This window comes from Inquilinus sp. CA228 (assembly GCF_052078665.1).
GTDB lineage: Bacteria > Pseudomonadota > Alphaproteobacteria > DSM-16000 > Inquilinaceae > Inquilinus.
Genome location: NZ_JBQJIK010000144.1, coordinates 1 through 8,203, shown reverse-complemented (window position 1 = coordinate 8,203; position 8,203 = coordinate 1). Strand labels below are relative to the sequence as shown.

Sequence of the window (8,203 nt, the reverse complement as noted above, 5' to 3'; positions counted from 1 at the left end):
GCCAGGCCGAAGGCATGGGTGAAGGCGCCGCGCGCGGCATCGGCCAGGGCCCGGCCGGCCTCGCCCGACAGGTCCTGCGCCGCCGCCAGGGCGCCGCCCAGCGTCGCCCGGGCCGCTTCCGCGGCCTCCGGCGGCACCCCGGCCGGGCCGCCGTCCATCATCACGCCGCGATACAGCGCGGTGGCGATGCAGCCGAGCACGGCGATGCCCAGCGCGCCGCCGAACTCGGCCCCGGTCTCGGAGATCGCGGCGGCCGACCCGGCCCGCTCCGGCGGCGCCGCGCCGACGATCAGGTCGGTGGTCAGGGTGAACACCGGCGACAGCCCGATGGCGAAGACCACCGCGGCGCCGGCCAGCAGCGCCGGGCCCGAGACATGGTCGACCAAGGTCAGCGCCAGGAAGCCGAGCGCCGCGACCAGCAGCCCGCCGGTCATCAGCACCACCGGCCGGGTCCGGCGCAGCGCCATCGGGGTCAGCATCGACCCGGCGACGAAGGCCAGCGACGAGGGCAGCGTCCACAGCCCGGCCTCGAGCGGCGACAGCCCCAGCACCAGCTGCAGATACTGCGCCGTGAACAGGAAGGTGCCGAAGACCGCGAACAGGCCCAGCACATTGACCGCCAGCGCCGCGCCGAAGGCCGGCGACCGGAACAGGCGCAGGTCGATCAGCGGGTCGTCCAGCCGGGCCTGCCGCCGCACGAACGCGGTGCCGATGGCGAGGCCGGCCAGGATCCACAGCAGCGGCGCCCAGCCCGGCCCGTCCTCGGCCAGCATCTTGATGCCGTAGATCGCGGCCAGCACCGCCGCCAGCGACAGCACCGCGCTGGCCAGGTCCAGCCGCCCGGCCTGCGGGTCGCGATACTCCGGCAGCAGGATCGGGGCGACGATCAGCACCAGCACCATCACCGGCACCGCCAGCAGGAACACCGAGCCCCACCAGAAATGCTGCAGCATCACGCCGCCGAGCAGCGGCCCGATGGCGCCGCCGACCGAATAGCCGGTGATCCAGACGCTGATGGCGAAGGTGCGCTGCTGCGGGTCGTGAAACATGTTCCGGATCAGCGACAGGGTCGACGGCGCCACGGTGGCCCCGGCGACGCCGAGCAGCGCCCGGGCCGCGATCAGCGTCTCGGCCGTGTTGGCGAAGGCGGCCAGCAGCGAGGCCAGGCCGAACACCGCGGCGCCGATCATCAGCAGCTTGCGGCGGCCGATGCGGTCGCCCAGCGTGCCCATGGTGATCAGCGACCCCGCCACCAGGAAGCCGTAGATGTCGACGATCCACAGCAACTGCGCGGCGCTGGGCCTGAGATCGGCGGTCAGCGTCGGCACCGCCAGGTTCAGCACCGTCAGGTCCATCGAATAGAGCAGGCAGGGCAGCGCGATCACCGCCAGGCCGATCCATTCGCGACGGTTCGCCCTCGGCCCGGGGGCGAGGGTGTCGGGCGTGTCCTCCGGCATGGTTGATAAACCTTTTGGTTAACTAATTATCCTCTGCATACGAGCCGCGGCCGGGTGCTGTCAAGCGTGCGGCGCGCAGGGCCGCTCCCCCACTTGACGCATTGTTCCCTATATGTTCCTATCGGTGCCTCAGCCCTTCCGCGTTCCGCTTCGCCGGCGGCCCTTCCCCTCCGCCCTTGCCGGACCGATAGTGTCGACATGAGCTCAGCGCCCCTCCTCTCCCCCACCCCGGCCTCGCCGCGCGGCGAGACCGCCCCGGTCGTGATCCATCGCCCGGCCCTGCCGGAGAAGGACCGCTCGACTCCGTTCAAGCTGGTCTCCGACTACAAGCCGGCGGGCGACCAGCCCGAGGCGATCGCCGAGCTGATGGCCGGGATCGAGCGGGGCGAGCGCGACCAGGTGCTGCTCGGCGTCACCGGCTCGGGCAAGACCTTCACCATGGCGCATGTGATCCAGAAGCTGCAGCGCCCGACCCTGGTGCTGGCCCCGAACAAGACCCTGGCCGCCCAGCTCTACGGCGAGTTCAGGAGCTTCTTCCCGGAGAACGCGGTCGAGTTTTTCGTCAGCTACTACGACTACTACCAGCCGGAAGCCTACGTCGCCCGCACCGACACCTATATCGAGAAGGAAAGCCAGATCAACGAGCAGATCGACCGGATGCGCCACGCGGCCACCCGGGCGCTGCTGGAGCGGCACGACTGCATCATCGTCGCCTCGGTGTCCTGCATCTACGGCATCGGGGACGTCGAATCCTACAGCGAGATGACGATCCCGCTGGAGGCCGGGCAAAGGCTGAACCGGCAGGTGCTGCTGAAGCATCTGGTCGACATCCAGTACCGGCGCAACGACACCGCCTTCGCCCGCGGCACCTTCCGGGTGCGCGGCGACACGGTCGAGATCTTCCCCGCCCATCTGGAGGACCGCGCCTGGCGCATCTCCTTCTTCGGCGACGAGATCGATTCGATCCACGAGTTCGACCCGCTGACCGGGGAAAAATTCGCAGGCCTGAAGATGGTCCGCATCTACGCCAACAGCCACTACGTCACGCCGAAGCCGACGCTGCTGCAGGCGATCAAGGGCATCCGGGTGGAGCTGAAGGAGCGGCTGGAGGAGTACAACGCCACCGGCAAGCTCCTGGAGGCGCAGCGGCTGGAGCAGCGCACCCAGTTCGACCTGGAGATGATGGAGGCGACCGGCAGCTGCGCCGGCATCGAGAACTATTCCCGCTACCTGACCGGGCGGGCGCCGGGAGATCCGCCGCCGACCCTGTTCGAATACCTGCCCGAGGACGCGCTGCTGGTGGTCGACGAGAGCCATGTCATGGTGCCGCAGGTCGGCGGCATGTTCCGCGGCGACCGGGCGCGCAAGGACATCCTGGCCGAATACGGCTTCCGCCTGCCCTCCTGCCGCGACAACCGGCCGCTGAAGTTCGAGGAATGGGACGCGATGCGGCCGCAGAGCGTCTTCGTCTCGGCCACGCCCGGCCCCTGGGAGATGGAGCGGACCGGCGGCGTCTTCGCCGAGCAGGTGGTGCGCCCGACCGGGCTGATCGACCCGATCGTCCTGGTCCGGCCGACCGCGACCCAGGTCGACGACGTCATGGCCGAATGCCGCGAGGGCATCGCCCGCGGCCTGCGCACCCTGGTCACCACCCTGACCAAGAAGATGGCCGAGGCGCTGACCGAATACATGACCGAGGCCGGCATCAAGGTCCGCTACCTGCATTCCGACGTGGAGACGCTGGAGCGGATCGAGATCATCCGCGATCTGCGGCTCGGCGTGTTCGACGTGCTGGTCGGCATCAACCTGCTGCGCGAGGGGCTGGACCTACCCGAGGTCGGGCTGGTCGCCATCCTCGACGCCGACAAGGAAGGCTTCCTGCGCAGCCGCACCTCGCTGATCCAGACCATCGGCCGCGCCGCCCGCAACATCGAGGGCCGCGCCATCCTCTATGCCGACACCATGACCGGCAGCATGACCGCGGCGCTGGGCGAGACCAACCGGCGGCGCGAGAAGCAGCAGATCTACAACGTGGCCCACGGCATCACGCCGGAAAGCATCAAGAAGCAGATCGGCGACATCCTGGACAGCGTCTATGAGCGCGGCGACCGGGTCACCGTCTCGACCGGCGACAGCGGCGCCAAGCACCTGACCGGCAAGTCGCTGAAGGAGCATATCGGCGACCTGGAGAAGCGGATGCGCGAAGCCGCCGCCAATCTGGAGTTCGAGGAGGCGGCCAGGATCCGCGACGAGCTGCGCCGGCTGGAGGCGGCCGATATGGGCCTCAACGCGGGGTCGGACGGCGGGGGTGCGGGCCTCATCGTCCACGCCCGCGTCGGCTCGCACGGCCACGCCGCGGCGCTGGAGGGCGTGCCGCTCTCGCCAAAAATACTTGGGGGCGCCAAGCCGACCGAAAGGCCGCGCAAGGGCGGCCGCCGCCGCAAGGGACCGTGAGCCGATGAGCCCTGCCGAACGTCCAGCGGGCGAACGTCCCCTGCCGCCGACCGGCAAGGCCGAGCCGCGAGTCGCTGTCGTCACCGGCGCGGCCAAGCGGATCGGCCGGGCGATCGCGCTCGACCTCGCCAAGCAGGGCTGGCGGGTCGCGATCACCTGGCACAGCTCGGCCGACGAGGCGGCACAGACGGTCCGCGACATCGAGGCGGCCGGCACCCGGGGCCTGGCGATCCGCGCCGACCTGACCGACGAGGCCCAGGTCGAGGCCGTCATCCCGCAGGCGGCCGAGGGCCTCGGCGGGCCGGTGTCGCTGCTGGTCAACAACGCCTCGGCCTTCCGCATGGACACGGTGGCGACGGCGACCCGGGCGAGCTGGGACGAACACATCGAGACCAATCTGCGCGCCCCCCTGGTGCTGACCCAGGCCCTGGCGCGGCAGCTGCCGGCGGACTGGCCGGGCAACGTCGTCAACATGCTCGACCAGCGGGTGTGGAACCCGACCCCCTATTTCCTGTCCTACACCGTGGCCAAGATCGGGCTGTGGACCCTGACCCGCACTTTGGCCCAGGCGCTGGCGCCCAAGATCCGGGTCAATGGCATCGGCCCCGGCCCGACGCTGAAGAGCGACCGCCAGAGCGAGGAGCATTTCGCCAGGCAGTGGGACGCCGTGCCGCTGCGCCGGCCGACCGCGCCGCAGGAGATCTGCGACGCCATCCGCTTCATCCTGTCGGCGCCGGCGATGACCGGGCAGATGATCGCGCTGGACGGCGGCGAGCATCTCGGCTGGGCCCAGCCCAGCCGGGGCATCGTGCCGATGGAATGAGCAGAGGGGCGGTGCGATGCCGGACTCGTATCGGAATTATCTCAAACTTGCGATCAATCCTCCCTTGACCCGCGTGACGGGCCGGGGCAGCGCTGGAATACCCTTCTCCTGCGCCCGGACGCCGCAGGGTGACCGCTCTGCGGTAGCCGCTATCGCCTTGGATTTCCTGGCCTCGCCGCTTCGTCACGACCGCAAGTTGTGCACAGGCGAAATCCGAATCGGAGACGTCCGCAATTTTCCGGCTCGCCCATAGTGTGTGATGCTTGTGTTTCAACTTGACTTGGAATTTATCTCGATTTCTCAGAAGCTTAGCGTTTTTGCCCATTTTTTGAGCAAGAACGATGACACTTAGGCGGCGCCTCGATCGCCGCATCCTCAAGGCCGGTTCCCCACACAGTTATCCACAGATTCGGTGGATATCACCGAAGCGTCATCCGATCGCTTTGCCGACTCACCTGGGCGTTCACGATCCGGTCTTGAAGCGGCGCCCGGACCGGCCGACATTGCCGCCATGAGCGACACCGTCACCGACCTTCCACCCGATGGCCCGCCCGGCGGCCCGCCGCCCGAGCGCCCCAAGCCCGTGGGCCGCGCCAGGGCTCGGGCGCACAGCATCGCCGACGGGGTCGCCGTGATCCAGGCCCATCTGCGCACCCTGCCCAGCTCGCCCGGCGTCTACCGGATGCTCGACGAGGCCGGCAACGCCCTCTATGTCGGCAAGGCGCGCAACCTGAAGAAGCGGGTCTTCGCCTACACCCAGACCGGCAAGCAGCCGGCGCGCCTGCTGCGCATGATCGCCGACACGGTCGCCATGGAATTCGTGGTGACACGGTCCGAGGTCGAGGCGCTGCTGCTCGAAGCCAATCTGATCAAGCGGCTGAAGCCGCGCTACAACGTGGTGATGCGGGACGACAAGACCTTCCCGCACATCATGATCTCGGGCGACCACGCCTTCCCGCGCATCGCCAAGCATCGCGGCGCCACGGGCCCGAGCGGCCAGTTCTTCGGCCCCTTCGCCTCGGCCGGGTCGGTCAACCGCACCATCACCGCGCTGCAGCGCGCCTTTCTGCTGCGCAACTGCTCGGATTCGGTGTTCTCGACCCGCAGCCGGCCCTGCCTGCAGTACCAGATCAAGCGCTGCACCGGCCCCTGCGTCGGCTATGTCACCGAGGCGCAGTACGCCGAGCAGGTGGCGAGCGCGGTCGACTTCCTGAGCGGCCGCAGCCAGACGGTGCAGGCCCGCTTCGGCGAGCAGATGATGGCGGCCAGCGAGCGGCTGGATTTCGAGCAGGCGGCGCGCTGGCGCGACCGCATCCGGGCCCTGACCAATGTCCAGTCGCACCAGGACATCAATGTCGAGGGCATCGGCGACGCCGATGCGCTGGCGATCCACGAGGCCGGCGGCCACAGCTGCATCCAGGTCTATTTCTTCCGCGGCGGCCGCAACTACGGCACCCGCGCCTATTTCCCCAGCCACGACAAGTCGGCGGAACGGGACGAGATCCTGGCCGCCTTCCTGAGCCAGTTCTACGACAGCCATCCGCCGCCGCCCCTGGTTCTGCTCAGCGACGAGGTCGCGGAGACCGAGCTGCTGGCCGAGGCGCTGACCCTGAAGGCCGACCGCCGAGTCGAGATCGCGGTGCCGAAGCGCGGCGACAAGCGCCGGCTGATCGAGCATGCGCTGAACAACGCCCGCGAGGCGCTGGGCCGCCGCATGGCCGAGAGCGCGTCCCAGGCGGTGCTGCTGGAGGGCGTCGCCCGGGTGTTCGGCCTGGACGCGCCGCCGCGCCGGATCGAGGTCTACGACAACAGCCATCTGGGCGGCACCAACGCGCTCGGCGCCATGATCGTCGCCGGGCCGGACGGCTTCGTCAAATCCGCCTATCGCAAGTTCAACATCAAGGGCCCGGTGACCCCCGGCGACGACTACGCGATGATGCGCGAGGTGCTGACCCGCCGCTTCGCCCGGGCGCTGAAGGAGGATCCGGACCGCGAGCAGGAGGGCTGGCCCGACCTGGTGCTGATCGACGGCGGCCAGGGCCAGCTCGGAGTCGTCCGCGAGGTCTTCGCCGAGCTCGGCCTGACCGAGATCGCCCTGGTCTCGATCGCCAAGGGGCCGGACCGCGACGCCGGGCGGGAACGCTTCTTCATGGCCGACCGGCCGCCCTTCAGCCTGGAGCCGAAGGACCCGGTGCTGTACTTCCTGCAGCGGCTGCGCGACGAGGCCCATCGCTTCGTCATCGGCGGCCAGCGCACCCGGCGCGCGGGCGACATCGCCCGCTCGCCGATCGACGAGATCCCGGGCATCGGCCCGCGCCGGAAGAAGGCGCTGCTGCTGCATTTCGGCTCGGCCCGCGAGGTCAGCCGCGCCAGCCGGCAGGACCTCGAGGCGGTCGACGGCATCAGCGAGGCGGTCGCTGGGCTGATCTATCGACATTTCCACCCCGACGCCTGAGGCACCTTGTGCTAGCGTTCACAAGCCCCTGAAGTCAGTGCCGTCGCCATGGTTACCAGCCTGCCGAACCTCCTGACCTACTCGCGCATCGCGGCCATTCCCGTGCTGATCGCGCTGTTTTACGTGCCCGCCTCCTGGGCGTCATGGACCTGTCTTGCCATCTACGCCGCCGCCGCCATCACCGACTATCTCGACGGCAAGCTGGCGCGGGCCTGGAACGAGACCTCACCGATCGGCCGGCTGCTCGACCCGATCGCGGACAAGATGCTGGTCACCGCCGTCCTGTTCATGCTGGCCGCCTTCGGCCGGCTGCAGGGCTGGTCGATCATCCCGGCCGTGATCATCCTGCTGCGCGAGGTGCTGATCTCCGGCCTGCGCGAGTTCCTGGCCGGGATGAATGCGCGCGGCCTGCCGGTCACCGCCCTGGCCAAGTGGAAGACCACGATCCAGATGCTGGCGATCGGCTTCCTGATCGTCGGCGACGCCGGCACCCGCGCCTTCAACGGCCAGGTGCCGGTGACCGAGATCGGCATTGCCGGGATCTGGGTCGCCGCGGTGCTGACCCTGGTGACCGGCTGGAGCTATCTGCGCGAAGGCGTGCGCCAGGCCATCACCGAGGACCCGCGCGGCCCGCCTCCGGCCAAGGCCGCCGGCACCTTCGGCTAAAGCCTCATGCGCGTGCTTGGCATCGCCGGCTGGAGCGGCAGCGGCAAGACGACGCTGCTGGCGAAGCTGATTCCCGCGCTGATCGGCCGCGGGCTGACCGTCTCCACGGTCAAGCACGCACATCACGACTTCGATGTCGACCAGCCCGGCAAGGACAGTTGGCGCCACCGCGAGGCCGGGGCGACCGAGGTGCTGGTCTCCTCCGACCGGCGCTGGGCGCTGATGCATGAGCATCGCGGCGCCGCCGAGCCGCCGCTGGCGGCGCTGCTGGCGAAGCTGCAGCCGGTCGATTTGGTGCTGGTCGAGGGCTTCAAGCGCGAGGCCTATCCGAAGCTGGAGGTGTGGCGG

The 8,203-nt window shown here is 69.5% G+C and carries 6 protein-coding genes; 5 read left to right on the top strand and 1 reads right to left on the bottom strand.

From position 1 onward, the window contains the following. Nucleotides 1-1,457: MFS transporter (locus tag ACTOWL_RS37095; RefSeq protein WP_441326331.1), on the bottom strand; the 1,457-nt coding region annotated here is incomplete at its 3' end. A gap of 198 nt (nt 1,458-1,655) precedes the next feature. Between ACTOWL_RS37095 and uvrB the strand changes: the two genes are divergently transcribed. From uvrB to mobB, 5 genes are all read left to right on the top strand, one after another. Then, complete coding sequence (gene uvrB / locus ACTOWL_RS37090; RefSeq protein ID WP_441326330.1) at nt 1,656-3,911, top strand: excinuclease ABC subunit UvrB; 2,256 nt, start codon at nt 1,656-1,658, stop codon at nt 3,909-3,911. 4 nt (nt 3,912-3,915) lie between these two features. Next, on the top strand, nt 3,916-4,734 hold the full coding sequence (locus ACTOWL_RS37085; protein ID WP_441326329.1) for an SDR family oxidoreductase: 819 nt from the start codon (nt 3,916-3,918) through the stop codon (nt 4,732-4,734). A gap of 583 nt (nt 4,735-5,317) precedes the next feature. Beyond that, nucleotides 5,318-7,189, top strand: coding sequence for an excinuclease ABC subunit UvrC (gene uvrC / locus ACTOWL_RS37080; RefSeq protein WP_441326332.1), 1,872 nt, complete (start codon nt 5,318-5,320; stop codon nt 7,187-7,189). 48 nt (nt 7,190-7,237) lie between these two features. After that, nucleotides 7,238-7,855 (top strand): CDP-diacylglycerol--glycerol-3-phosphate 3-phosphatidyltransferase, encoded by a 618-nt coding sequence (gene pgsA / locus ACTOWL_RS37075; protein ID WP_441326328.1) that lies wholly within the window; start codon nt 7,238-7,240, stop codon nt 7,853-7,855. Nucleotides 7,856-7,861: 6 nt separating this feature from the next. Continuing rightward, the coding region (gene mobB / locus ACTOWL_RS37070) for a molybdopterin-guanine dinucleotide biosynthesis protein B (RefSeq protein ID WP_441326327.1) at nt 7,862-8,203 on the top strand (342 nt) is incomplete at its 3' end.

Bases quoted from the DNA above. Each gene is read 5' to 3' on its own strand.
- uvrB (WP_441326330.1), top strand. From the start codon at position 1,656: ATGAGCTCAGCGCCCCTCCTCTCCCCCACCCCGGCCTCGCCGCGCGGC.
- ACTOWL_RS37085 (WP_441326329.1), top strand. From the start codon at position 3,916: ATGAGCCCTGCCGAACGTCCAGCGGGCGAACGTCCCCTGCCGCCGACC.
- pgsA (WP_441326328.1), top strand. From the start codon at position 7,238: ATGGTTACCAGCCTGCCGAACCTCCTGACCTACTCGCGCATCGCGGCC.